Genomic DNA, 23,912 nt, shown 5'->3' with positions numbered 1-23,912 from the left:
GCTCCTTCCCCCATCATCCCCGGAGAAAGCCGGCCTACTCCTGTTCGGAGATGGCGCGGCTGATTTCTTCTGTTACATTCTTTTCTACATAGGCCTTAGTCAGGCGCAGGGCGCTTTCTACTGTACGCGCCTTAGCGCTGCCGTGTACCTTGAACACCGGCTTTGCCGCGCCGATAACCGGCGCACCGCCGTACTCGTTGTAGTCCATGGATTTTTTCAGCGCGGTCATATCCTTAAGCAGCATCGCCGTTGCCATTTTATTTTTAGTGTTCTTGGTAAACACTTCCTTAAACTTGCCCATAACCATTGTGACAACACCCTCAAACATTTTCAGGATAATGTTGCCGGTAAAACCATCCGCCACAACAACATCCGCGCCATCGTTCGAAATGTCGCGCGCTTCGATATTGCCGATAAAGTTCAACTTGGAATCCTTGAGCATGGCAAACGCCGCGTGCTGCAGATCGCCGCCCTTGTGATCCTCCGTACCGACGTTTGCCAGCGCAACGCGAGGATTTTTCACGCCGATCACTTTATCAAGGTAGATGGAGCCCATAATTCCAAACTGCAGCAGCATTTCGGGGCGGCAGTCCACATTGGCGCCACTGTCGATGAGCATAAAGAAGCCTTTGCTGTTCGGAACCATGGGGGCAAACGCAACGCGCTTGATCCCCTTAATGCGCTTGACGATCATGGTAGCGCCAACCACCAGCGAACCGCTGTTCCCGGCAGACAGAAATGCGTCACCCTTACCTTCGGCAACAAGGCGCAGGCCCTCCGCCATGGAGGAATCACTTTTTTCCTTCATGATCGCACCCGCATGGTCATCCATGGTGAGCACTTCGGGCGCGTCTACAATTTCCATGCGCTCCAAAGAGATTTCATTCTCTTCAGCAACCTTTTGGATTTCTTCCTCCCGGCCCGTGAGAATAATATCGATATCCAAACTCTTGACAGCGGCCTCGCAGCCCTTCAGAATTTCCAGCGGCGCATTGTCGCCTCCGAACGCATCAACAATGATTTTCATCGGAAAAACCTCCCATTACAGCAACGTCTTTCTCGGTATATGGTAGAAGCATGTCCAAAGATCGCTTTGCCAATGCCTCATACCGTTCTCTTTTATCACGAATTTGTTTTTCAAATGGCGGCAAAATGCCAAAATTCGCCCCCATAGGCTGAAAATGTGCGGGATCGCATTCCACCAGATACCGGCTCAGCGCGCCGATCATCGTCTCCGGTGGCAAAACGACGGTCTCCTGCTCCCGCAGGCGCTGTACGGCATTCCACCCGGCCATCAAGCCGGATGCCGCAGATTCCATATAACCTTCCACCCCGGTAAGCTGACCCGCAAAAAATAGATCAGGGTCTGCCTGCATGCTGAAATCGGAGCGCAGTATTTTGGGGGAATTGACAAACGTATTGCGGTGCATCACACCGTAGCGGACAAATTCGGCATTTTTCAGTGCCGGAATTAGCCCAAACACCCGCTTTTGCTCGGGGAACTTCAGGTTGGTTTGGAAGCCGACCAGATTATACAGTGTTGCGGCGGCATTCTCGCGGCGAAGCTGAACCACCGCCCAGGGACGATGCCCCGTTTTGGGGTCTCGCAGCCCGACCGGCTTGAGCGGGCCAAACCGAAGTGTATCGTGCCCGCGCCCGGCCATAACCTCTACCGGCATGCAGCCCTCGTATACTTTGGGGTCGGCCACATCAAAACCATGAACCGGCGCGCGTTCGGCAGACACCAGCGCATCGTAAAAGCGCTCGTATTCCTCTTTGTTCATCGGGCAGTTCAAGTATGCGTCGTCGCCGCCCTTATCATACCGAGAAGCGGAAAAACACGCTTCCATATCAAGGCTTTCCGCCGTGATAATGGGCGCGGCCGCGTCGTAAAAGCTCAGGCTGCCCGCACAGAAGATTGCTATGTCGTCCGCAAGGCCCTGCGCTGTCAGCGGACCGGTGGCAACCACGCGAATGCCACCGTCCGGGATGCTCTGTACCTGTTCCGTATGAACGTGGATTAACGGATGGCTGCGGATTTGCTCGGTGACAAGCGAGGAAAAAATGTCGCGGTCCACCGCCAGCGCTCCACCAGCCGGCACACGAGCCTTGTCCGCACACTGCATCAGCAAAGAACCCAGCCGGCGCATTTCTTCTTTCAACAGCCCGGCCGCACTGGCAACCCGCTCTGCCTTGAGCGAATTGGAGCAAACCAGCTCTGCAAAGCCAGAGTTTTTGTGGGCGGGAGTATAGTGAACCGGCTTCATTTCGTACAAGTCCACCTTGATCCCCCGGGAGGCAATCTGCCAGGCCGCCTCACAGCCGGCCAGACCGGCCCCTATGACAGATATTTTCATTATTCCTCCATTTTCTCATAGCCACAGTCGGGCGTTACACAATACAGCTTCGGTGTTTTGCCCTTTTTACGCAGCAGGGTTTTGCCACACCGGGGGCATTTCTCCATGGTAGGCTCATCCCACGAAACAAAGTCGCATTTTGGGTACTCATTGCAGCCATAGAACACACGGCCCTTTTTAGTTTTCTTTACGACCACTCTTCCGCCGCATTTAGGGCATTCCGCGCCGTTTTCTACAACAAGCTTCTTTACATTCTTGCATTCGGGGTACCCGGGGCAGGCCAGGAATTTGCCATACCGCCCTACCTTAACTACCATATTCCGTCCGCATTTTTCACAGATGACATCGGTTTCATCCTCTTTGAGCTGGATTTTGACCCCTTCCATCTCTTCTTTGGCTTTTTTCAGGGTCTTTTCAAAGTCACCGTAAAAGGTATGCAGCGTCTGTATCCAATCGGTTTCTCCGCTCTGAACGGTATCCAGATCCTTTTCGACCTGCGCGGTAAATTTCACATTGACGATCTTAGGGAAGCGTTCGCGCATCAATTGCGTGGTGACCTCACCCAGCTCGGTGGGGTGCAGCGCTTTTCCATCGCGCACAACATATTCGCGGCTCGTGATGGTGGAAATCGTTGCAGCGTAGGTAGACGGGCGTCCGATTCCGTTTTCTTCCAGCGCTTTGATCAGCGACGCTTCCGTGAAGCGCGGCGGCGGCTGGGTAAAGTGCTGATTGCCAGCCAGCTCCTTCTTTTTGAGCGGCATATCCTGTGTAAGCACAGGCAGCGCACCGCTCTGCTCGGTTTCTTCATCCTTGCCCTCTTCGTACAGCACGGTAAAGCCGTCGAACGTGACCGTATAGCCCGAAGCCTTAAAGAGATGCTCACCGGCGGTAATGTCGGCCTGCGTTGTGCTTTGCAGGCAGTTAGCCATTTGGCAGGCGATAAAGCGCTCCCAAACCAGCTTATACAGCCTATACTGGTCGTTGCTCAGGCTGCTTTTCACCTGTTCGGGCGTGATGCTGGGGGTGGAGGGACGAATCGCTTCATGGCCGTCCTGCGCGTTGGCCTTCGTCTTGAAGTGACGGGGAGCATCCGGTAGATATTTCTTGCCCCAGCGCTCCTCAATATAGGCCGTCGCGTCGTGGATCGCATCCTCCGAAATACGCAGCGAGTCCGTTCTCATATACGTAATCAGACCGATGGCACCCATGCCCTCGATCTCAACGCCCTCATACAGCTCCTGGGCCGCCTTCATGGTACGGCGGGCCTGAAAGCCCAGCTTGCGCGAGGCCTCCTGCTGCAAGGTAGAAGTGATAAACGGCGGCGCGGGAGATTTTTTACGGGAGCCCTTTTTCACCTTGGATACACGGAACTCCGCGTTTTCCAGGCTCTTCAGGATGTCATCCGCCTGCTGCTGGTTGGTAATCTTAATTTTCCCGTTGGCATCTCCGTAAAAAGAAGCGTCGAACGCCTTGCGTGCCCCCTGGGGAACCAGCTTGGCGTCGATGCTCCAGTATTCCTCCGGCACAAAGGCGCGGATTTCCTCTTCTCTGTCTACGACAAGGCGAACAGAAACAGACTGCACACGTCCGGCAGAAAGCCCGCGCCGGATTTTCTGCGAAAGAAACGGGCTGAGCTTATAGCCCACCAGGCGATCCAAAATTCTGCGGGCCTGCTGAGCATTGACCAGATCCAGATCTATGGTGCGGGGATGCTCCATTCCGTTCGTGATGCCGGTCTTGGTAATTTCATTAAAGGTCACGCGGTTTTGCAGAGAGGTATCGAGATCCAAAATATAGGCAAGGTGCCAGGAAATCGCCTCTCCCTCACGATCAGGGTCAGTTGCCAGCAGTACAGATTCACTTTTTTCCGCTGCGTTTTTCAGCTCCTGTACCAGCTTTTCCTTTCCCTTAATAATTTCGTACTTCGGCTTAAAATCGTGCTTTATATCCACGCTCAAACGGTTTTCCTGCAGGTCGCGAACATGTCCCATGGATGCGACGACCTCGTAACCGGAGCCTAAATACTTCTTGATTGTTTTCGCCTTAGCAGGTGACTCAACAATCACCAGTTTCGACATATAGAAACCACCTCTTTCTTTTAAGATTGTAGCCACTCAAGTGGAATTACGCAAGGGGTAAGCAAAAAATAAATGGAAAAACCTGCCACTTGCGAGTGATTAAGCACTGTGAAAACCGGCTGAAATCAGGCGGTTTTCACAAAGCTTACCACAAATGAATCGATTTGTCACGAACAGCGGTATCGCCCGCCGCCAAGAGGCTGCACTCGGCCTAGAAGCTCCAGCTCCGTCAGGGCTGCCAGCATCCGCTGCGGAGAAAGGCCGCTTTTCTCCCCCAAAACCGCCAGATGAACCGCTTCCTCCGTCAGCAGAGAATCGAGCAGAATGGCGTCTTCCGACGCTTCTGCCGCTTTCAGCGGCGATTTTTTCCGCGGCTCGGCGGTCTCGCCAAAAGAGTCGTCGTTCAGCGTGCTGGAAAGCAGACCGGGCAGCTCTTCTGAAATCAGCTCAGAAAACACCTCCGCTTTCCGCTTTGGCGGAACCTTCTTTTTCACCGGGGCAGGCCCCACGGCCGACGCACAATGGCGCTCGGAAATCATGGCGAACGGTACATCGGGATTTTCGCGGCGGGGCATCCGAATTTTCTCCGGAAAACGGTCGAGGTACTGCTCCAGAAGCTCGGCCGCGCTGCCGATCGGCACCGCACCATTTTTAATCAGCGTGTTAACACCGCGTGAAACGGGATTATCGATTCCGCAGGGCACCGCGAAAACGTCGCGCCCCTGCTCCAAAGCCAGGTCTGCCGTAATCAAAGAACCGCTTTTCGCAGCGGCCTCCACCACCAGAACGCCGCACGAAAGGCCTGAAATAATGCGGTTACGAATCGGGAACGCACCCTTGGATGCGGGGGAATCGGGTGGGTACTCCGAAACCAGCGCGCCGCTTTCGGCGACCCATTGCCGCAGGCCGGCGTTTTCCATCAGATACGGGTAATCCAGGCCACAGCCCAGCACGCAGACCGTTTTTCCCTGCGCCTGCAGCGCGCCCTTGTGGGCCGCTGTGTCAATTCCCCGCGCGCCGCCGCTGATGACAACCGCACCCGCGCGAGCCAGCTGATAGGAAAGAGAAAACGCGATCTTCTTACCGGAGATCGTCGCGTCGCGCGTGCCTACCATCGCGATGGAAGGCATCTCATCCACGGGGGGAAGCTGCCCTTTGATATACAGAACACAGGGAGGATTTGTGATTTCCCACAGGGAACGGGGATATCCCTCACTCTGAGGCGTCAGCAGGCGGATGCCCGTCTGTTCGCACTGGTCGACGATTTGCTGGGCATCCTGCGGGGTAAATGTTCGCAAAGCGCCGAACTCCCGCGCGGTGAAAAAACCCTGGAGCTTCCAGAACTGGGGGCCAGCCTCCCAGAATTCACGCAGACTGGTACAGGAAGAAAGCACGCGGCTGACCTTGCCGCTGCCGGCGCCAAGGCCATTCTGAAGCCATACCCAGAAAGCGGTTTCGCCAATCATTTTAATCTCCCCCGCGTTCTCATAATCTCCCACATCAGGATGGCGGCACTCGAAGCCGCGTTCAGGGATTCCGCTCTTCCGAGCATCGGGATGGTAATGCGGGCATCGCAGGCAGCGATGGTTGCCTCAGACAACCCCGCGCCCTCGTTCCCCACAGCAAGCAGAACTGCGGACGGAAAAGAAATCTGCGTAATCGGCACAGCGTCCTCCGCCGGAACGGCGGCAGCGGTAAAAAAGCCCTGTTCGCGCAAACGGCAGGCACAGGACGCAAGCTCCTCCTCAAAATAAAGAGGCAGGCGGAACACCGCGCCCATACCGGCTCGCAGCGCCTTTGCCCCGTAAGGATCGCAGCAGGAGCCGGCCAGCACCACACCCGAAACACCGAGCGCCTCCGCCGTGCGAAGCACTGCCCCGAGATTTGACGGGTCCTGAATTTCTTCCAGAGCTAGGTAGCAGCCGTTCTGCCCGATTCCGGCCTCTGTACTTGTCCGCTTTGGCAGCTCTGCCGTACAGAACACGCCCTGCGGCTGGCGGGTATCACTCAGCAGCTCCCCCACCGATTCGGCAATCTGGTAAACCTGCTCCGCTTTCGGGAAGATTCTCTCCAGATAAGAAGCGTACTTTTCCCCCGCTTTTTCCGTGTAGAACACGCCGCGAATCAAAAGCCCGCTGTCGGCCGCATCGGCACACAGGCGCGCGCCTTCCGCGAGAAAGGTATTCTGCTCGCGGCGGAACGAAGAGGAATCCCGCAGCTTTGCGGCAGCTTTTACTATTTCGTTTTTCCGGCTGGTAATCACCTGGCATGGCATCATTTGCATTCTCCAGACTAATGATTGATGATAGCAATGTAAATTGATAAAACACAAAATTGAATTTCCGGTTTTCCTTCTCGCCTGTGGCAGGAAAAAGGAAACATCTATTGAAAGTGTTTGATTATCTTTCCGGTATTACCCGGCTAAATCAAAAATATGCGCCCGGGTCATGACCCGGGCGCAATCACAGCTTATTATAAGGCCGCTTTCGCCTTCTCCACCAGAGCCTGGAAGGCCGCTTCGTCAGAAACAGCGATTTCGGACAGCATCTTGCGGTTGAGGGTAATGTTCGCCTTTTTGAGGCCGTTCATAAAAGAGGAGTAATTCACGCCGTTCATTTTGCAGGCGGCGGAAATACGGGTGATCCACAGACGGCGGAAATCTCTTTTTCTGTGTTTACGGCCGATGTAAGCATAATTGCCGGACTTCATTACGGCCTGTTTGGCCATTTTAAAATGCTTGCTCTTTGCACCCCAGTAGCCTTTTGCAAGCTTTAATACTTTTTTTCTTCTTTTGCGTGTTGCCAACGCACCTTTAACACGAGCCATGAGCTGTTACCTCCAAATATATGGTCAAAATAAGATCAATTTTTTGTGATTGCTCCCTTATTTATAGGGGATCATTTTCTTTACCTTCGCCACATTGGTAACGTCGGTCACAGTGGTCTGGCGCAGAACTCTTTTACGTTTTGTGGACTTTTTGTTCAAAATATGAGATTTGAACGCGTGCCCGCGAATAACCTTGCCGGACTTGGAAATTTTGAAGCGCTTTTTCGCGCCGGAATGCGTCTTGATTTTAGGCATAACAATTGCCCCTCCTTAAAAATAATTACTTCGTGGGTTTTGGAGCAAGGAACATCAGCATATTGCGCCCCTCAAGCTTAGACGATTTCTCTACGTTCGCAATTTCGGAGCACGCCTGCGCGAATTTCTGCATGATCTGATGCCCCTGTTCCGGGTGGCCCATTTCGCGGCCGCGGAAGCGGATTGACACCTTCACCTTGTCCCCATCCTGCAAGAAGCGGGACGCATGGCCCACCTTCGTATTAAAGTCATGGGTATCGATATTCAGAGACAGTCTAATCTCTTTAATATCTACGACATGCTGATTTTTTCTTGCTTCTTTCTCACGCTTGGCCTGCTCAAAGCGATATTTGCCGTAATCGATGATTTTGCAAACCGGCGGTTTGGCCTGCGGAGCAATCTTTACTAAATCGAGATTACTTTCCGCCGCCCGCGCCATGGCCTGCGCAATCGGCAAAACACCCAGCTGAGAGCCGTCCTTGTCTATGAGACGCACTTCTTTGTCTCGAATTTCTTCGTTGATCTGCAGTTCCTTGTTGCTAATTGGTAAGCACCTCCAAAATACGTTTCAGGCTAACAAAAAGCGCGGACAGAATTCTCCGCCCGCGCATCAATACCAAATCACACACTTTTCAAATAAGAAAAGTACCGATGTATTGACCCATGACGGACGAAACCCCATAGGTGAGAACAAAATTTTGTCCTGCTTTGTTTACGGATAATATTATAGCAACCACGGTTTCTTTTGTCAAGAAAAATTATGATCGTCGTTTGAAATCGGCTTCTTCCGCCGTTCCAAGTTCTCCCGTTACCGCTCGGCCGAGGGAAAAGGAGTACAGCATGCATTCCTTTACCGGTACCTCCAGCATGCGCTCCAGTGCCAGGCGGTACAGTGCCAGCTGAACGCGGTAGCGGTTCCACAGTTCCTCCGGCGATGCCGCACGGTCTGTTTTATAGTCGATGATTACGGCGCCGTCCGGCTCAACGAACGCGCAGTCTACCGCTCCCTGCAAAATCACCTGCTGTTCTGCGGGAACGCCCTCTTTTAGCAAAGAGGCGGGAATCTCAACCGTAAAGCGAAGCTCACGATAGCTTTGCTTAGACGCGAGCATCCGCTTGGCGACCGGACTCTGAAAGAAGGCCGCCACATGGCGCAGATTCACCGCGCCCGCTTCTTCCTCTGACAAAAACCCTCCGTTTTTCAGGCGCTCAAGCTCCTGCTCCGGGCTTTCGGCTGCCGCGCTGTAATCCGCAAACTGCATGTAGTGGTGCAGCGCCGTGCCGCGTTCCGCCGGGGTAAGACCCGATTTGCCCAAAAACGCGGGGCGTGAAAGAACCTCGTAATCCTCCCCCGCGCCTTCCGCCGCAAGCTCGGAGGCGGACACCTTAGCCGGTACCCCGAACAATGCCGCGTCGGGGTACGCAAAGTCGATTTCCCGGGTGATACGGGCGAGCAGTTCCTCATCCGGAGGCGTGGCCGCAGCAGCAACACCCTCCTGCTCCCCGTTTTCCTCCAGCACCGGCGCGGGCAAAATCTGAATGTCCCACGGCTGTCCGGGGCAATCCGCAATCAGCTCGCCGCTGCACAAGGCGCGGTCACGCAAGGCTCCGCCGCTCGGGTGGCGCAGGGCGCAGGAGAGAATCCAGTCCGAAATACTCGACGCCGAGCGCACCACATAGGGCGAAATCCGCTCCTGCGCCGTGAGCTGCGGCGCAAGGGTCGCCAATGTTCCATTGAGGTCGCGCACCGTGGTTAGCAGGATCAGCTTCTCCCGGGCGCGGGTCATGGCGACATACAGCACGCGCAGCTCTTCCGACATCGACTGCCGCTCCTGCTCGAGCGCGATTGCCTCCCGCGGCAAGGTGGTTACGCGTGCCAGCCCACCCTGCTCCTTACGCTTGATGCCAAGACCCAGCTCCGGGTGCAGCAGAGCGTCGCCGCGCTCTTTATTAAAGCGGCGGGAGCAGCCGGCCAGAATGCACACGGGGAATTCTAGCCCCTTCGATTTATGAATGCTCATGATGCGCACCACGTTTGAGGCTTCTGAAATGGTGGAGGCCCCGGGCAGGTCGCCGTTCTGCTCCTGCAAACGGTCGATAAAACGGATAAAACCTGAAAGGCCGTTATAGCCAGACGCTTCGTATTTTTTTGCGTACTCCATCAACAATTGCAAATTGGAAAGGCGCTGCTCGCCGTTTGTCATGGCCTGCACCAGAGTAAGATACCCTGTTTTCTGGTAAATAGCGTTCAGCAAACGGTCGGAGGGAAGGGTTGCCGCGAGAGAACGAAAGGCATCAAGCTCTTCGACTACCCCGGCAGCACGGGCTTCGCCCGACTTTGCGCATTCATTCAGTGCCAGGTACAGAGGGGCCTTTGGCAAACGCAGGCGCACCTCGCTCAGTTCGTCCGGCGTGAAGCCGTAAATCGGGCTCATCAACGCCGAAAGCAGGGGGATGTCCTGCACCGGGTTATCTACCACACGCAGAAGAGACAGTATTGCGGAAACCTCCGGGGCTTCGAAAAAGCCGCTGGAGGAATCCGCCCAAGCCGGCACACCGCACAATTGCAGCTCCCGCGCGTAACGGGCGGCATACCGATTAGCGCTGCGCAGCAAAATACAGAAATCGCGGAACACGGCTTTCCGCTGTACCCCGTTTTCCGTTACCTGAAAGCCCTGAGCCATCATTTGTAAGATGGTTTCGGCAATATGTCTGCTTTCCAGCAGCTCCATCGCGTCGTCGGAGCCTTCGCCCATCGACAGGTCAAGAATGTCGAGCCGGGCTTCGCAGCCATCCTGCGGCGGGTACGACGCGCCGGCCACCAGAAGCTCGTTGCCGCCGTATTCCACGTCCCCGGCCTGCGAGGACATCAGCTGACCGAATACAAAATTCACCGCGTCGGTAACAGTAGCGCGGGAACGGAAGTTCTGATCCAAAACGATACAGGCCGGGTAGCGGTTCTGCTCCCGATCGTACCCGGCAAAGCTGGCGCGGTGCTGTAAAAAAATGCGCGGCATCGCCTGGCGGAAGCTGTAAATGCTCTGCTTCACGTCGCCGACCAGAAACAGATTTTCTTCCTTTTGTGAAATCGCGCGAAATAGCAAATCCTGCGCTTCGTTCGTATCCTGATATTCATCCACCATGATTTCATCAAAACGGCGGGAAAGCTCGATTGCCTCCTCGGTGCGCTCGTAGCCGTTTTCCGTTTCACGCACCAAAAGGCGCAGCGCCCAATGCTCCAGATCGCCAAAATCCGCAAGGCGGCGCTCCGCTTTCATCTGGTCGAGCGCGTGCGAAAACGTCGTCACAACGGAAAACAGCTGTTCCACCACAGGGGACAGCGCCCGCAAATCATCGGTGCAGTCTTGCAGGGTAGCGGAGAACAGCGCCGCGAGCTTTTTCACGGTGGATTTCACTTCATCGCGACAGGCGGAAAGGCGCAGCTTCAAAGGGTCCTCCGCATAGCCCCGCACTGGTTTTAATCGGGCAAACACAAAATTCGCGGCAAGCTCGCCCACACTGTCCCATTCCCGCTGCTGTGCCACGCGGTACAGGGCGGAAAGGCCGGAAAGATCGGACTGATACGCTTCGGTATACGCCGCGCAGAGCTTTTCGTCAGCCTGCATCGATTCCAGGGAATCCCGCACAAGTGACAGACAATAGTCGCAAGCTTCCTCCGCAAAAGAGAGCAAGCAAAGCCCCCAGGGAGAATCCTGCACGGGAACATCGCCCGAGTACATCGCCGCACGCTCCCGCAGCCAGCGCTCCGGGAACGGATGTGACCGAATGAAATCAAACAGCTGATTCACCGCGCCGATCAGTCGGCTGTCGTCCCGGTCAGAGCTGAAGGCCTCAACCAGCTCATAAAAATCGGGATTCGCGGCAGCGTAGCAGTCCTCCAACACCTGTGTGATCGCCTCACCCCGCAGGATGGACATTTCTCCTTCGTCGGCAATGCGAAAATCGTGCGAGATATTCAGCTTATAAAAATTCTCACGCACCAGCTCACTGCAAAAGCTGTGTACCGTACTGATATGCGCGCCGGGGAGCAAAATCTGCTGCCGCTGCAGCGCCGTGTTGGAGGGGTCCTCCGCGAGCATGCGGGAAAGCTGCTGGGCAATCCGCTCGCGCATTTCCGCGGCAGCCGCCTTGGTAAAGGTGACGACCAAAAGGCGGTTCGCGTCGCTGGGGTGCTGCTCATCAGTCATGCGTTCAATCACCCGCTGCACCAGCACGGCTGTTTTCCCCGAACCGGCCGCAGCTGACACCAAAAGCGTGCCGCCCCTGGCGTGAATCGCGTCTGCCTGCGCAGGCGTCCAGCTTCTTTCAGCCATCGTTTTTCCCCTCCCTTTCTGTTTCTTCCCGCAGAATCTGCCGAAGTGTTTCCGTCTTATCCAGCCGCAGGCAGTCCCGCCCGCCGTCGGCATCCTCGTGACCACACACAGCAAAATACGGGCAGTACTGACAGGCATTGTGTTCCCCCGTCAATGGAAGAGCGGCAACGTCGCCCCCGTGCAGAGACTGCACCATTTGCCCTGTTAAATCTTTGATATATTCCATCACCCCGTCGAGCTGAGGGGCGCTTACGACCGATTCGGTCTTCGCGGGCTTGCCGTCTTTCAGCGCAACAGGAATGTATTTTCCCTCGGCCTGCTCCTCCATCCCCTGAATCACGCGGGAATCATCGAGCAGAAGACCGTTCATGCGCAGCTTCTTCTCGGCTGCCACTTCAAGCGCTTCGATCGACTGCCCCTTAGCCGCGGAAATCACCGGGCGCACGGCGGGCATGTACAGAATCCCCGCAGGGCAGAAGCGCCCGTTCTGAATCAGCGCCGCCAGATAAATCAGCATTTGCAAATTCACCCCGTACAGTACGTCCGACAAGCGGAACTCCTTTTTCCCGGTTTTATAATCGATGATGCGCACGTATTTGACACCGTCCAGCTCCATGACATCTACGCGGTCGATTTTCCCCTCGACGGTTGCGGTTTCACCATTCGGCAGAGTAATTTTGAGCGGCGGGAACTCCCCGCCCTCCTTCAGCTCCAGCTCAAACGCCGCGGGCTGGAATTTGCTCTGCGCCAGCTCCTTCGCGATGTGCGACACTACCACCTGCGCAGAATCCACAATGCGGGCGACAAGGAAACGGAAGCGCGGACTTTTGTCCTCTGCGCCGCCGAGCTGTTCTTCCACATAGCGCTCAATACAGGACAGGATGAGCTGTTTCAGCTCTTCCGCGCCAAGCACCGAAAGGGCTTGGGCTCCCTGCTCTTTAAGCAGATGCTCGAGCAGATAATGGATCAAACTGCCGTATTCCAGCGCGTTTAATTCCGCCGGGCGGCGCTCCTTCGCGCCGAGGCCGTAGCGGCAGAAATACTGGAACCGGCACAGATGGTACGATTCAATCTGGGTAGCGGAAATGTGGCGCATCTGCTCAAACAGCATCCGCGCCCGCATGGGGTTCTCAAAGGAAGTCGGAGCGCGCTCGTGTACCCGGCGCAAAGCGGCCATTTTCTCCGGATAACCCTCCCGGCGGGAGAACAGCTCCTTTAATGTAGAGGACAGCACAGACGACTGCCCCCAGAGTCGCGCCGTCATTTCAAAGGCGGGTTGCTCGCTGTTGGCGAACGCCTCCTCCGGCAGCAGATAGCGGCTTTGCACCGGTACATCCGGCAATATGGAGCGGATTTCACCAACGATGGACGACGGAGCCTTCGCCGCGCCGTCCATATCCGCCGCCGGATAGGTAACGAGCAGCCGCTCGGAGGGAGCGGCCATAACGGTATAAGCCATCAGGCGCTCCTCCATGGAGGAATCCTCCATTGTGCCGTTCAACGGCAGACCCATCTGAATCAGAGCGCGGCGCTCTTCGTCGCTAAACACACCGTCCGGCGACGGGTTGCGCGGAAATTCTCCCTGCACCGCGCCCAACAAAAACACCACCTTGGGGTCAGCCGGGCGGGAACGGTCTGCCGCTCCCACCGTGACCTCGTCAAGCCCCTGCGGAATGCTCCCGATCGTGCCCGAGGCGATCACCAGACGAAGAAGCTCACTGAAGCGCTGCGCGGTCAAAACCTTTTCACGCAGCACCAGCGCCATCTGGTCGAGAATCTGCATCAAAAGCTCCCACAGCCGGAACTGCCGGTCGGCAAGCTCCGCCTCCCCCATCGCTTTCATTCTGCGGCACATCTGTTTGACATACTCCGGCACATCGAGCGCCAGCAGAAAGCGGTACACCGCGCGGGCTGACGTTTCTCCGTCCGCCATACGCACGGAATCGGCAAACTCACGCAGCGGGACAATCACGCGCTCCCGCAGCTCATTGATCTGCAAAAGCTGCTGTGCGTCCTGCTCTGTCAGCGCACCGGCAAAGCCGCGGGGGTGCCGAGACCATGGCTCGAGCCACTCTCTGCCGGAAAGCTTCCACAAGAAAGTATAATTTTCGATTAGTGAAATTTCTTCCGCCGTATACCCGCAAAGCCCCGTCTTCAGGCACGCAAACACATCGTCGGAGCGGTACCCCGAACGCACCGCCTGGAAGGCGCACAGCACAAGGCGCATCAGCGGCTCGGTATCAATTGCGCTGGGGTCGTCCATAAAATAAGGGATGCCCCACCGCTCGAGCGCGGCATCCAAATTGCTGCGGTAGGCTTCGGGCGAGCGAGCCAGAATGGTGAAATCGCGGTAACGGTAGCCCTCCTCCATCACCATGCGGCGGATTGTCATGGCGACATAGGCCGCTTCATCATAGGTACTGCGGGCGGCATACAGAACGACATCCCCCGTATTTCCCCTCAGAGGGATACGGGAGCCTCGGTACGCGCCTTCCTCCACCGCGCGAAGCCCCGCGCCGCGAAAGCGGGCTCCCGGCTCCAATGTTACGGGAGCCGCCACCGGGACAGAATTCTGCCGTGCTAGGCGCATCAGGCTGCGCGCCGTTTGGTATACCGGGGTAAACAGGCTCATTTCCGCATCCGCCTGCCGGGGCCCGTCGGCACACAGCGCCACCGTTACCTCTGTGGCCTGACAGAGCGCAAGCTCCAAAATGCCCAGCTCCTGCGCAGTAAAGCTCTTAAAGGAATCCACGAATACGGTGTAGCCCTCAAAAAAGCGGTGGGCAAGCAGTACCTCTTTCAATCGGGTCAGATCATCCTGCGGATCCAGATAGCTCTGTGCCACCAGCGCCTCATACGCAGACAGAATCAGCGAAAGCTCCTGCATTTTTTCCCGCAGGGTGCCGTCCTCCATCTTCTCCGCCGCGCGGGACAGCTCCTGAGGAGCAACGGCACACATTTTCAGCTCTGCTGAGGCGGTCAGCATCATGCTGACCAGCTCGGGGGTTTGGGTATGCTTCTGGTACAGCGGCAGGTGATCCGCCGTTTGTTCGAGTGCAAGACTCATTAAAATACTGCGGCCTCCATCATCAAGCCGTTTGCCGCAGCATCCGCCAAAACGCCGGAACGCCGCGTCCGCCAGACGAGTGAAGCTGACTACCTCTACCTCCGCGGCACCGCGCGGCCCCAACAGGCGAAGCATAGCGCGCTCGCTTTCAAAAGAAAACTGCTCCGGTATCAGAAGCATCAGCTTCTGCTTTCCCTGCCCAGCAAGCCGGCGCAGCTCCTGCCGCACAAAATGTGTTTTTCCGCTCCCCGAACGCCCGAACAACATATGAAGCAATCCAATCCCCCTCATTCCGTAAAGTGCAAGCCCATCACAAAACACACTCCACCGATTAAAATGACGGATGCCGCCAAAAACCGCATCCGTTTTAGTTGAGAGTATTATAACATAAGAAAACTACGAAAAAAAGCGCCCGCTTCTGCCAAACAGCTTTGTGAACTGATTCAGCACCTCTTCACTTTGAAAGGCGGAGAAAGGTTTTTTAGCAAAATATCCCATTTTATTATTGACAAAACCTTTGGAACGCAGTAAGGTACAAATGTTATTATTAGTATCTTCCGGGCAGCAGATGCTGGAAGAGAGATTTTATCAGTAGTGTGTTCTTCACAAAGAAGTTAGTTTTTACTAACTCGTATTAAAATTGGATTTGCTCATCTGCCTGGAATAGGAAATCAACAATCGAATCCTCCACATGACCCGATTCATTCGGCTTTCGAGTTTTGAAAGGAGAGGCAATATGAGACATAAAGAAATAAAAACCGCATATCAATCTTTAGGTAAAGAGGCAACCTTATATGACGGAATGATTACCTGCTCTACCCTGCCCGGCAAGCTGATCTGCGGGCTGATATGGAAAATGAACAAAGCGCAAAATGAACACTATCTGGACTTGGCTCTTTCCGGCATACCGGAGGATTTCTCCGGCAAAATGCTGGAGGTTCCGGTGGGAACCGGCGTTCTGACCATGCCGGTATACCGCACTCTACCCCATGCGGATATTACCTGCATGGATTATTCCACCGCCATGATGGAAACTGCACAGCGCCGAGCCGCCGCGGCAGGACTTTCAAACGTTCATTTTATGCAGGGAGATGTCGGAACCCTTCCATTCGGTGACAGCACCTTTGATCTTGTGCTTTCCCTGAACGGCTTCCATGCATTCCCCTCAAAGGAAGCGGCCTACCGCGAAACCTTCCGGGTGTTAAAGCCCGGCGGAATCTTCTGCGGATGCTTTTATATTCAGGGTGAGCAAAGCCGAACCGACTGGTTTATTGAGAAGCTGTATGTACCGAAGGGCTTCTTCACGCCGCCGTTTGAAACTGCCGCCAGCCTCGAAAACCGGCTGAGGCAAAGGTATTCACAGGTAACGGTGGATACCGTCGGCTCCATGGGCTGCTTCTGCTGCATTAAGTGACGGAAAAAGCAGAGATTTAAATAAGCGTTATTCTCATCATCATTGCTGTTTTTTTCCAACATCCCAAGCTTTACTGATCTTGGAACCGATACTATAATAATAAAAATCATTCATTGAGAGAAGAATGGGATCAATTTTCGCCATATCTGGCAAATGATTTGTCAAGTATCTTTCTTGTGTATAAGATTCTATTACCTTTCCTATGAATATTACATTGCTTTCCATTTTCAATTCATGTACGACCTCACATTCGATATTAACGGGGCATTCCTCAATCATAGGAACATCACCCAGTACTCCGAAAAAAGAGTGAAATAATGTGGATTTATCGACTGTTCTCCCTGACACTAAACCACAATAGTCAGTTTTTACGAGCATTTCTGAAGAAGGGATATTCACGCTAAATCTTTTTGTTTCTATTATGCCTTCTGTACTATAATGCAAGTGGTTTAAAGAAACAAACAACATGGCTGGGTTACGATTTGCAATTCCGGCATAAGAAACATTTAAATAATTTGGCTTTCCGTCTATCAATACCCCAACAATTATCGTAGGGGTGGGATAAAAGTTATTTTTACTTCCAATTTTAATTTTTTCCATTTTAGTCTGGCTGTTCAGTAAATTGAATGCTCCAATTTTCAAACAACCCTTGGCCTCCTTTTCTGTCTGCTATATTAATGATATAATAATGAAAAGATAAGCACAAGTACCTACTTTTTAGTCTGCTACTGAGTTTTTGGTAAGTACTCAACAGATAAATAAGGAGTTTATTTCGTGGAAAAAGAAAATTATTATACTTGCCCTATTGATTTTACGATAAGTTTAATCGGAGATAAATGGAGTATGTGGATTCTATGGAGTTTATTAGACGGGCCATTACGTTTTAATGAATTGAAACGGGTGATACCAGGAATCACTGAAAAGATGTTAATCCAACAACTCAAAAAGTTCGAAAAAAATAACATCGTTTCTAGAAAAGCATATGCAGAAGTTCCTCCCAAAGTTGAATATCAATTGACAAATCATGGAGAAAGCTTGAAAACAATTATGCTGTTGATTCAGCAATGGGGAGAAGAACATTTGTCTATACAAAGGTGTGAAGGAAGCATATCAATTAATACTATGTAATTACTTTCTTAAAAATTGTATGATAACAACCAGGGGATTTATATATCCCCGTCCGCTGTTGAAATAAAAACCCACCGGTGCCGGTGGGTTTTTATTTCAACTCTTATTTTCCGGCTGCCCAGCTTTTCAGCTGTTCATACAGTTCGAGTGATTTAAAACGAATTTCATATTGCCCGGTAACAATCTCCATCTGCTGGGGGTTCAGCACATCGTCAAGCTCTTCTTTTTCCTCAGCGGCCGGCAGGCACATGGGAGGGAACATCACGCACCACCAGTTTTTGCCCTTCGCCTGGCCGATCGTCACACGCAGCGCGTCGTAGGTGCCGGCAGGCAGGGTTACCTGCTGATAATGCCGTGTGGTAAAATAGATGTTTTCCAGCTTGACATTCACCGGGTACTGATAGCCGCGCTGTGCGATTTCTTCAGCAGCCGCAGCCTTCAGGCGGGGCACATTCTGCCGCACCACCTGCTCCGCTTTCTCACGGTCAGTGACTCCGTCGAGCATTCCGGCAGATTCGGTTAAAATGCGGTTGCGCACATACAGCTTCAGCTCTTGATCTTCAGAGGTATCGGAGTTAGCCAGCACATGCAGGCGCAAAACATGGTTGGGGATATCTTCACACTGTTTTGCAAATGAAAAGAAAGAAGTAAAGGAACAGGCAACAGTAAGTACAAACGCAATTAACAGCGCTTTTTCTATGTTCTTTAATTTCAGAGAATTCTGAGTGGTATTCAAAAGGGTCATCTCCTTCGTTATGTTAACCAGAGGATTGCCCCTTTTTTTCGGCTTTATACTCTTAAGAGAGGAAAAAACAAAAAATTTCTATTCCTCCTCCCATAGGCTAGAGGGATAGAAATTTCAATTCACTGTTTTCATTCAAACTCAATATGATTCGGCACCGACCGGTTCACAAACGAAAACCGAACGATATTCTTCCCTTAATGCCTCCCGACACCGCTCCGCCGGCACACGTTCCGAAAAAATTCCGAATACCGCCGAGCCGCTCCCCGTCATACAGGCGCCAAGAGCGCCCCTTCGCAGCATGGTCTGCCGCAGCTCTTCAATTTGCGGCAAAGGGAGCGCCAGCGTAAATGAATTGCCAAGGCCGCCCGCGACCCGCGGCAGTTCGCCGGCTGCAAGCGCCTCTGTCATCGCTGGGGTAAAACGCGGATAGGAAGCGCCGTCGCGGTCCGCTTGCGCGAACGCTGCGGCAGTGCTGACGCCGACGGAAGGCTTGCACACAACAAAAAAGCACTGTGGCATTGGAGTAAGGTGAGTTAAAATCTCGCCGATGCCCTCTGCCCGCATGGTGCCGCCCCGAAGGCAGAATGGAACGTCCGCCCCAACTTTCAGTCCTAGCTTGCAAAGCTCATCCATTGTAAATCCGGCATGGTACATCCGATTCATTGTGCGCAGCACGGCGGCGGCGTCGGCGCTGCCCCCACCCATCCCCGCCTGATCGGGAATCCGTTTTAAAATCTGAATTCGAAGTCCGCCACCCCGAATACCTGCCTGCTGAAAAAACAGACGCGCCGCTTTCCGCACGGTGTTTTCTTCCCCGCAGGGAATCCCCGCCCGGTCGCAGAGCAGATCAACCCCCGGGTGCTGAGTTGGCGTAAGCAGAAGGGTATCGTAAATAGAAACAGTCTGCATCACCATATCCAGCAGATGATAGCCGTCCGGGCGACGGCCCAGTATATCGAGCGTCAGATTCAGCTTGGCCGCCGCGTAAACGCGCATTGGCTGCTCCATGGGCATAAACATCTCCCCCATTCTTCCCAGCAAAAAGAAGGTTTTGCCCGCCGCACCCGCAAACAGGGAGCAGCGTGCAAAACCATGGAATGATCCCACAAAAGCAGATTATTTGAGCGTACCCAAAAAGCGCTCAATCCGTTTGAGAGCCTCTGTAATATTCGGAATCGAGTTGGAATAAGCGACCCGGGCAAAGCCCTCTCCGCAGTCGCCAAACGCGTTACCGGGCACAATCGCAACCTTCTCCGCGTAAATCAGGCGCTCGCAAAATTCCTGTGAATTCAAACCGCTGCTCTGGATGCAGGGGAACACATAGAATGCACCCTCAGGCTCAAAGCAGGTCAGCCCCAGCGAATTCAGGCCATCTACGATCAGCCGGCGGCGCATATCGTACTGGGAGCGCATCTCCTCAATATCGCCGTCCCCATTTTTGAGCGCTTCGATCGCAGCGTACTGCGACATGGTAGGCGCGCTCATAATGCCATACTGATGCAGCTTTGTCATCTGGGCAATGATTTCCTTCGGCCCCATGGCAAAGCCAAGACGCCAGCCGGTCATTGCATACGCTTTTGAAAAGCCGTTGATCAAAATAGTGCGCTCCTTCATCCCGTCAATCGACGCAAAGCTGACATGCGGCGTGCTGCCGTAAGTCAACTCGCTGTAAATTTCGTCGGACAGCACCATCAAATTATGTTCTTTCACAATCTCCGCAATTTCTTCCAGATGCTCGCGGCGCATGACAGCACCGGTGGGATTGTTCGGAAACGGAAAAACCAAAATCTTTGTTTTCGGGGTGATCTTGGCACGCAGCTCATCGGGAGTTAAACGGAAATCATTTTCCGCTTTTGTTTCGAGGATCACCGGCACCCCGCCGGCCATCTGCGTGAGCGGCACATAACAGACAAAGCTCGGCTCGGGGATGAGCACCTCATCGCCGGGACTCACAAGTGAACGCAAACTGGCATCAATCGCTTCGGAACCGCCAACAGTAACGACTACATCCGTGGCAGGATCATATTCCACCTGATATTTGCGGGCGACCCATTTACAGATTTCCTGACGCAACTCCATAAAGCCGCGGTTCGGGCTGTACCATGTCTTTCCCTTTTCCAGCGTCTGAATTCCGGCCTGACGCACATGCCAGGGGGTGGAGAAATCAGGCTCGCCGATGGAAAGAGAAATCACATCGTCCATTTCGCTCGCAATATCAAAAAATTTTCGGATTCCCGAAGGCTTGAGTGACTGCAACCGTGGATTCATAACAGATTGATAATCAATCACCATACACACCCCGTTCTTTGGTCTTTCTCTTCTCCGGAGTGAAGAACAACCCCTCCGTCCTTATACCGGGTGAGAATAAAATGGGTAGCTGTGGAAACAACAGAATCCAGAGCAGCCAGGCGATTCATAACAAACAACGCAACCTCCTGCATCGATTTTCCGTGAGCAATCACCGCAAGATCATATCCGCCAGACATCAGATAGACACTCTCTACTTCATCAAAGCGCATGACACGATCCGCCACCTCATCAAAACCGCGGTCCGGCTTCGGCACGACCTTCAGCTCAATCAAAGCCGTGACTTTATTCTGGTCGACCTTCTCCCAGTCGATAAGAGCGCGGTAGCCTTTGATCACACCCTGCTTTTCATACTGTTCGATTGCTTCATTGACCTTTTCCTGCGTTGTGTCAAGCATGGCTGCGAGCTGCGCAGGGGTCAGTCTGGCATTTTCACTTAAAAGAGCTAACAATTTTTCCATAATAGTTCCTCCTTAAATTCAATGAACAGTTCGCGGGATGGACCCTGCACTGTTTATTCGATTGGCAGCAACACGGGCTCGCGCCCAACATAGATAGTAAACCGATCAAACCCAGCCTGCAGCAAAAGGGACAGCCCGGCTTCCACCCCGGAGCCAATGTCGCCCCAGCGGTGCGCGTCGGAGCCGACCGTCACATACTGCCCGCCCATCTGGCGGAAGCGCCGAAGCACCTCAGGCGGCGGGAGAGTCTGCCCCAGCTTCTGCCGCAGGCCGGAGGTATTAAGCTCCAGTGCCTTGTGGTTCTGAACCAGCAGGCTGAGAATCTCGTCGATACGCTCGCCGTAATTGGGGTAAAGCGGGGCCGAAATGCCCCTGTCACCCACAATATACCGGTAAGGGTAGGTTAAATGCGCTAAAGAATCAAAACCGTTCCAGCGCACCATTTCGAGCAGCTCGTCAAAATAGCGCGTGAGCAGCTCGTTAATATCCAGATGATCATAATCCAAAAAATAAAAATCCTCCATACTGGCCAGATTATGAAGGGATGCCAGAACAAAGTCAAAACTGCAGGCAGAAAGAACATCCTGAGCCGCCTTCAAATCCTGCAGAGGCTGGCCAAGCTCAACGCCCGTATAGACACGCAGCCTGCCCTGAAAAACCGCAGCGGCCTTTTTTGCCTCAAAATAGGACTGTCTCATGGAACGATCGTATTCTTCCTTATAATAGTCATTGCACTCGCAATGATCCGTCAGAGCTACGGCATACAGGCCCTGGCGCTCCGCAGCCTCACACATCATTACGGCCGGATCCTCTGCGTCGCGGGAGCAATCGCTATGCATATGACAATCAGAAAAGTATCTGTATTTCAAAGCTTTGCCGCCTCCAGTTCCTGAATGCCTCACCTGATACGTATTCTCCAATAAAAACAGTGAATCCTATTTTGGTATCTTTCCTCCGCTATAAGCGGAAAAAAACTACCAGCACTTCTCTTTTGAATCACAGGTACAGGAGGCAATTCTTGACGATTTTTATTATCTTAGCATAAATCAGGGGAAAAAGACAGTTTTTCCTTTAAATTTTTTCATAGTCGAAATTTAGACACAATTGTTATTCCGAAAAGCGCTTACCGCCGAAAACGTCTTGACATACCGGTGTTTCTAATTCATAATTGAGATGCATTAAAACCCAAGTTTAATTGGAATTTCTTTATTTTAGGAGGCAACCGCATGCGCGCTGTAATTACTGTACTTGGCAAGGATATGGTGGGGATTCTCGCCCGCGTTTCTAACATCTGTGCCGAAAACCAAGTAAACGTGATCGAAGTGACCCAGTCTGTTCTGCAAGATATGTTCGCCATGATTATGATGGTGGATATTTCCAAAAGCTCCATTCCCTTTAGTGATCTGGCTGACCGCCTGACTGAACTGGGAACAAACATGAACCTGACGATTCACACCATGCACGAGGATATTTTCAACTCCATGCACCGAATCTGATTAGGCCGGGCCCGTTCGAATGAAACAAACATGCCTAAAAAGCGCTATTATATATATAGAAAGGACCGCTTTCATGATTAATTCCCACGATATACTAGAAACGATTAATATGATTGACAATGAAAATCTGGATGTACGCACCATCACCATGGGAATCTCGCTGCTGGACTGCGTGGATTCTGACCAAAAAGCTGCCTGCGACAAGGTGTACGATAAAATCTGCCGCTACGCCAGCAACCTGGTGAGGACCGGCGAAGATATTACCAAGGATTACGGCATCCCGATCATTAACAAACGCATATCTGTTACACCCATCTCGATGATTGCAGCGGCGTGTCCCTCAAAAAGTCCGGCACATTTTGCCCAGGCTTTGGACCGTGCTGCCAAAGAGGTGGGCGTCAATTTTATCGGCGGTTATTCTGCTCTAGTCCACAAAGGCTTTGGACCGGGAGATTACGCGCTGATTGAAAGCATCCCCGAGGTTCTCAGCACTACCGACTTTGTCTGCTCCTCCGTCAACGTGGGAACCACCAAGGCAGGAATCAACATGGATGCTGTCGGCAAAATGGGACGTGTCATCCGCGAATGCGCGGAAAAAACAGCCGACCGCGACTGTATTGGAGCGGCCAAGCTGGTGGTTTTCTGCAATGCGCCGGAGGATAATCCCTTTATGGCGGGTGCCTTTCATGGCCCCGGCGAGCCGGACTGCGTGATCAACGTAGGTGTATCTGGCCCCGGCGTGGTTCGCGCCGCGCTGGCCAAGGCAGGGGACTGCGACATTACCGGGATTGCCGACCTGATCAAAAAGACCGCGTTTAAAATTACCCGTATGGGCCAGCTGGTCGCACAGGAAGCCTCCCGCCGGCTGTTCGTCCCCTTTGGCATCGTCGATCTTTCTCTGGCTCCCACCCCCGCTGTTGGCGACTCTGTTGCTTACATTCTGGAGGAAATGGGCCTTGAGGCCTGCGGTGCACACGGCACAACCGCCGCCCTGGCCTTGCTGAACGACGCTGTGAAAAAGGGTGGCATCATGGCATCCTCTCATGTTGGCGGCCTGTCCGGCGCATTTATCCCCGTTACCGAGGATGCCGGTATGATTGAAGCCGCACGCCGCGGCTCTCTGTCGCTGAACAAGCTCGAGGCCATGACCGCGGTCTGCTCCGTCGGCCTGGACATGATCGTCATTCCCGGAGACACTCCGGCCGAAGTGATTTCGGGCATTATCGCCGACGAAGCCGCGATCGGTATGGTTAACAGCAAGACCACTGCCGTCCGTCTGATCCCTGCTATTGGTAAAGGAGTAGGCGAAGAGCTGAATTTTGGCGGCCTTCTGGGCGGCGGCCCTGTTATGGAGGTAAACCGCTATTCCCCACAGCGCTTTATTCAGCGTGGTGGACGTATTCCCGCACCGCTGCAGAGTCTGAAGAACTGATTCTGTCTAAAA

The 23,912-nt window shown here is 53.5% G+C and carries 20 protein-coding genes; 4 read left to right on the top strand and 16 right to left on the bottom strand.

Annotation, left to right across the window (positions count from 1 at the left end):
* Positions 1 to 34: 34 nt before the first annotated feature.
* From plsX to QOS46_RS02910, 10 genes are all read right to left on the bottom strand, one after another.
* The gene (gene plsX / locus QOS46_RS02955; protein ID WP_283607173.1) at positions 35 to 1,027 is read right to left on the bottom strand and encodes a phosphate acyltransferase PlsX; all 993 of its coding nucleotides are present in this window, start codon (positions 1,025 to 1,027) and stop codon (positions 35 to 37) included.
* On the bottom strand, positions 1,011 to 2,357 hold the full coding sequence (gene trmFO / locus QOS46_RS02950) for a methylenetetrahydrofolate--tRNA-(uracil(54)-C(5))-methyltransferase (FADH(2)-oxidizing) TrmFO (RefSeq protein WP_283607172.1): 1,347 nt from the start codon (positions 2,355 to 2,357) through the stop codon (positions 1,011 to 1,013). The genes plsX and trmFO overlap by 17 nt, the downstream gene beginning before the upstream one ends.
* Positions 2,357 to 4,435 carry a type I DNA topoisomerase gene (topA, locus tag QOS46_RS02945; protein WP_283607171.1) on the bottom strand — a complete coding sequence of 693 codons (2,079 nt, stop codon included), beginning with the start codon at positions 4,433 to 4,435 and terminating at the stop codon, positions 2,357 to 2,359. Before topA ends, trmFO begins: the two co-directional genes overlap by 1 nt.
* Before the next feature lie 167 nt (positions 4,436 to 4,602).
* Complete coding sequence (dprA, locus tag QOS46_RS02940) at positions 4,603 to 5,901, bottom strand: DNA-processing protein DprA (protein WP_283607170.1); 1,299 nt, start codon at positions 5,899 to 5,901, stop codon at positions 4,603 to 4,605.
* Positions 5,898 to 6,713 carry a TrmH family RNA methyltransferase gene (locus QOS46_RS02935; protein WP_283607168.1) on the bottom strand — a complete coding sequence of 272 codons (816 nt, stop codon included), beginning with the start codon at positions 6,711 to 6,713 and terminating at the stop codon, positions 5,898 to 5,900. Before QOS46_RS02935 ends, dprA begins: the two co-directional genes overlap by 4 nt.
* Before the next feature lie 194 nt (positions 6,714 to 6,907).
* On the bottom strand, positions 6,908 to 7,261 hold the full coding sequence (gene rplT / locus QOS46_RS02930) for a 50S ribosomal protein L20 (RefSeq protein WP_009063772.1): 354 nt from the start codon (positions 7,259 to 7,261) through the stop codon (positions 6,908 to 6,910).
* A 57-nt stretch (positions 7,262 to 7,318) separates the two neighbouring features.
* Positions 7,319 to 7,516 (bottom strand): 50S ribosomal protein L35, encoded by a 198-nt coding sequence (rpmI, locus tag QOS46_RS02925; protein WP_283607167.1) that lies wholly within the window; start codon positions 7,514 to 7,516, stop codon positions 7,319 to 7,321.
* 25 nt (positions 7,517 to 7,541) lie between these two features.
* A complete protein-coding gene (infC, locus tag QOS46_RS02920) occupies positions 7,542 to 8,012 on the bottom strand; it encodes a translation initiation factor IF-3 (protein WP_283607166.1) in 471 nt (156 codons plus the stop codon).
* Between the two features lie 262 nt (positions 8,013 to 8,274).
* Positions 8,275 to 11,850, bottom strand: a complete 3,576-nt coding sequence (gene addA / locus QOS46_RS02915; RefSeq protein ID WP_283607165.1) for a helicase-exonuclease AddAB subunit AddA — start codon at positions 11,848 to 11,850, stop codon at positions 8,275 to 8,277.
* Positions 11,843 to 15,184 (bottom strand): PD-(D/E)XK nuclease family protein, encoded by a 3,342-nt coding sequence (locus QOS46_RS02910; protein ID WP_283610758.1) that lies wholly within the window; start codon positions 15,182 to 15,184, stop codon positions 11,843 to 11,845. The genes addA and QOS46_RS02910 overlap by 8 nt, the downstream gene beginning before the upstream one ends.
* Positions 15,185 to 15,653: 469 nt before the next feature.
* On the opposite strand from QOS46_RS02910, the gene QOS46_RS02905 reads away from it, so the two are divergent.
* Positions 15,654 to 16,331, top strand: coding sequence for a class I SAM-dependent methyltransferase (locus QOS46_RS02905; protein WP_283607164.1), 678 nt, complete (start codon positions 15,654 to 15,656; stop codon positions 16,329 to 16,331).
* 39 nt (positions 16,332 to 16,370) lie between these two features.
* Here the strand turns inward: QOS46_RS02905 and QOS46_RS02900 are convergent, their stop codons facing one another.
* On the bottom strand, positions 16,371 to 16,973 hold the full coding sequence (locus QOS46_RS02900) for a flavin reductase family protein (RefSeq protein ID WP_283607163.1): 603 nt from the start codon (positions 16,971 to 16,973) through the stop codon (positions 16,371 to 16,373).
* Between the two features lie 132 nt (positions 16,974 to 17,105).
* Between QOS46_RS02900 and QOS46_RS02895 the strand changes: the two genes are divergently transcribed.
* The gene (locus QOS46_RS02895) at positions 17,106 to 17,459 is read left to right on the top strand and encodes a winged helix-turn-helix transcriptional regulator (RefSeq protein ID WP_283607161.1); all 354 of its coding nucleotides are present in this window, start codon (positions 17,106 to 17,108) and stop codon (positions 17,457 to 17,459) included.
* 103 nt (positions 17,460 to 17,562) lie between these two features.
* Here the strand turns inward: QOS46_RS02895 and spoIIR are convergent, their stop codons facing one another.
* The 5 genes from spoIIR to QOS46_RS02870 all read right to left on the bottom strand — a co-directional run bounded on the left by spoIIR (position 17,563) and on the right by QOS46_RS02870 (position 21,841).
* Positions 17,563 to 18,204, bottom strand: a complete 642-nt coding sequence (gene spoIIR / locus QOS46_RS02890; RefSeq protein ID WP_283607159.1) for a stage II sporulation protein R — start codon at positions 18,202 to 18,204, stop codon at positions 17,563 to 17,565.
* A gap of 138 nt (positions 18,205 to 18,342) precedes the next feature.
* Positions 18,343 to 19,212 (bottom strand): 4-(cytidine 5'-diphospho)-2-C-methyl-D-erythritol kinase, encoded by an 870-nt coding sequence (gene ispE, locus QOS46_RS02885; RefSeq protein WP_283607158.1) that lies wholly within the window; start codon positions 19,210 to 19,212, stop codon positions 18,343 to 18,345.
* Positions 19,213 to 19,320: 108 nt separating this feature from the next.
* On the bottom strand, positions 19,321 to 20,496 hold the full coding sequence (locus tag QOS46_RS02880; RefSeq protein ID WP_283607157.1) for a pyridoxal phosphate-dependent aminotransferase: 1,176 nt from the start codon (positions 20,494 to 20,496) through the stop codon (positions 19,321 to 19,323).
* On the bottom strand, positions 20,490 to 20,972 hold the full coding sequence (locus tag QOS46_RS02875) for an Lrp/AsnC family transcriptional regulator (protein ID WP_283607156.1): 483 nt from the start codon (positions 20,970 to 20,972) through the stop codon (positions 20,490 to 20,492). Before QOS46_RS02875 ends, QOS46_RS02880 begins: the two co-directional genes overlap by 7 nt.
* 53 nt (positions 20,973 to 21,025) lie before the next feature.
* Positions 21,026 to 21,841 (bottom strand): histidinol-phosphatase HisJ family protein, encoded by an 816-nt coding sequence (locus QOS46_RS02870; protein ID WP_283607155.1) that lies wholly within the window; start codon positions 21,839 to 21,841, stop codon positions 21,026 to 21,028.
* 357 nt (positions 21,842 to 22,198) lie between these two features.
* On the opposite strand from QOS46_RS02870, the gene QOS46_RS02865 reads away from it, so the two are divergent.
* Both QOS46_RS02865 and QOS46_RS02860 read left to right on the top strand, forming a co-directional pair.
* A complete protein-coding gene (locus QOS46_RS02865) occupies positions 22,199 to 22,468 on the top strand; it encodes an ACT domain-containing protein (protein ID WP_283607154.1) in 270 nt (89 codons plus the stop codon).
* Between the two features lie 73 nt (positions 22,469 to 22,541).
* Entirely contained in the window at positions 22,542 to 23,900 is a 1,359-nt protein-coding gene (locus tag QOS46_RS02860; protein WP_283607153.1) for a PFL family protein, read from the top strand.
* The last annotated feature ends 12 nt before the right edge of the window (positions 23,901 to 23,912 follow it).

The organism is Faecalispora anaeroviscerum, assembly GCF_947568225.1.
GTDB lineage: Bacteria > Bacillota > Clostridia > Oscillospirales > Acutalibacteraceae > Faecalispora > Faecalispora anaeroviscerum.
Note: the sequence above shows the minus strand (reverse complement) of the source record. Positions and strands in the feature narration are given on the sequence as shown.

Coding starts and splice junctions, on each gene's coding strand:
- QOS46_RS02875 (WP_283607156.1), bottom strand. CDS start 20,972: ATGGAAAAATTGTTAGCTCTTTTAAGTGAAAATGCCAGACTGACCCCT.
- addA (WP_283607165.1), bottom strand. CDS start 11,850: ATGGCTGAAAGAAGCTGGACGCCTGCGCAGGCAGACGCGATTCACGCC.
- QOS46_RS02860 (WP_283607153.1), top strand. CDS start 22,542: ATGATTAATTCCCACGATATACTAGAAACGATTAATATGATTGACAAT.
- ispE (WP_283607158.1), bottom strand. CDS start 19,212: ATGGAGCAGCCAATGCGCGTTTACGCGGCGGCCAAGCTGAATCTGACG.
- QOS46_RS02910 (WP_283610758.1), bottom strand. CDS start 15,184: ATGTTGTTCGGGCGTTCGGGGAGCGGAAAAACACATTTTGTGCGGCAG.
- QOS46_RS02880 (WP_283607157.1), bottom strand. CDS start 20,496: ATGGTGATTGATTATCAATCTGTTATGAATCCACGGTTGCAGTCACTC.
- QOS46_RS02865 (WP_283607154.1), top strand. CDS start 22,199: ATGCGCGCTGTAATTACTGTACTTGGCAAGGATATGGTGGGGATTCTC.
- dprA (WP_283607170.1), bottom strand. CDS start 5,901: ATGATTGGCGAAACCGCTTTCTGGGTATGGCTTCAGAATGGCCTTGGC.
- topA (WP_283607171.1), bottom strand. CDS start 4,435: ATGTCGAAACTGGTGATTGTTGAGTCACCTGCTAAGGCGAAAACAATC.
- trmFO (WP_283607172.1), bottom strand. CDS start 2,357: ATGAAAATATCTGTCATAGGGGCCGGTCTGGCCGGCTGTGAGGCGGCC.
- rplT (WP_009063772.1), bottom strand. CDS start 7,261: ATGGCTCGTGTTAAAGGTGCGTTGGCAACACGCAAAAGAAGAAAAAAA.
- spoIIR (WP_283607159.1), bottom strand. CDS start 18,204: ATGACCCTTTTGAATACCACTCAGAATTCTCTGAAATTAAAGAACATA.
- plsX (WP_283607173.1), bottom strand. CDS start 1,027: ATGAAAATCATTGTTGATGCGTTCGGAGGCGACAATGCGCCGCTGGAA.
- QOS46_RS02905 (WP_283607164.1), top strand. CDS start 15,654: ATGAGACATAAAGAAATAAAAACCGCATATCAATCTTTAGGTAAAGAG.
- QOS46_RS02935 (WP_283607168.1), bottom strand. CDS start 6,713: ATGATGCCATGCCAGGTGATTACCAGCCGGAAAAACGAAATAGTAAAA.
- rpmI (WP_283607167.1), bottom strand. CDS start 7,516: ATGCCTAAAATCAAGACGCATTCCGGCGCGAAAAAGCGCTTCAAAATT.